Raw genomic sequence first — 1,083 nt, 5'->3', positions numbered from 1 at the left:
CGATTTTGCCTTGTTGGGCCTTTTGGTTTTTTGTAAGCTTGGACATTTACACGCCCTCCACATTCACGCCCATGGAGCGGGCAGTACCTGCGATGGTACGAACAGCGGCATCCAGATCGGCGGCCGTCATGTCCTTCATCTAGTTCTTGGCGATATCCTCGAGCTGAGCGCGCGTGATCTTGCCAACCTTGTCTTTCAGAGGATTAGCAGAACCCTTGTCCAGCTTGATGGCCTTCTTGATCAGGACCGTCGCAGGCGGGGTCTTGATAATGAAAGTAAAGCTCTTGTCTGCGTACGCGGTAATCACCACGGGCAATGGCAGACCCGGCTCAACACCCTGGGTCTGCGCATTAAATGCCTTGCAGAATTCCATGATATTCAGGCCGCGCTGACCCAATGCGGGTCCAATGGGGGGGGATGGGTTGGCCTTACCAGCTGGTACTTGCAGCTTGACAAAACCGACGATTTTTTTCGCCATGATTTCTCCTTACGGGTATTAGCGCTTCGATCCTGAACAATTCAGTCCAAAGCTCCCCGGGGTTAACGACTCACTTCACTAACAATTGGTACCGAGTCGGGAAGCACCAATCTACTCAAACAACCAAATTGCAAGAAGAAAACAAAACGTTTTTGTTTTCTTCCCACAACGCTTCAAATTCAGGTTTTCTCGATTTGCGAGAACTCCAACTCAACGGGAGTAGAGCGACCAAAGATGGTCACGGAAACGCGAACCTTGCTCTTCTCGTAATTCACATCTTCCACCGAGCCGTTGAAATCAGTGAACGGACCTTCTTTAACCCGAACAAATTCACCCACCAAAAATTCAACCTTGTGCCGAGGCTTATCTGTGCCTTCTTGCATCTGGTTGACAATTTTCAGTACCTCAGCCTCCGAGATGGGAGCCGGACGATTCTTCGCGCCACCCACAAAACCCGTCACTTTGCTGGTGTGTTTCACCAAGTGCCAAGTTTCGTCATCCATGACCATTTCCACAAGCACGTAGCCGGGGAAAAATTTGCGTTCTGTCGTTTTCTTCTGGCCATTCTTGACTTCAACCACTTCCTCCATGGGAACAAGAATACG

At 50.0% G+C, this 1,083-nt stretch carries 1 protein-coding gene and 1 pseudogene; both read right to left on the bottom strand.

What is annotated here, in order from left to right:
* Positions 1–46: 46 nt before the first annotated feature.
* Positions 47–478, bottom strand: a pseudogene (gene rplK / locus Q7R76_07235) (50S ribosomal protein L11).
* 179 nt (positions 479–657) lie between these two features.
* The coding region (gene nusG, locus Q7R76_07230) for a transcription termination/antitermination protein NusG (GenBank protein ID MDO8643332.1) at positions 658–1,083 on the bottom strand (426 nt) is incomplete at its 5' end.

The organism is Candidatus Woesearchaeota archaeon, assembly GCA_030651375.1.
GTDB lineage: Archaea > Nanobdellota > Nanobdellia > Woesearchaeales > UBA12501 > JAUSFM01.
The sequence above is the reverse complement of the archived record's forward strand: the minus strand, read 5'-3'. Positions and strand labels throughout refer to the sequence as shown.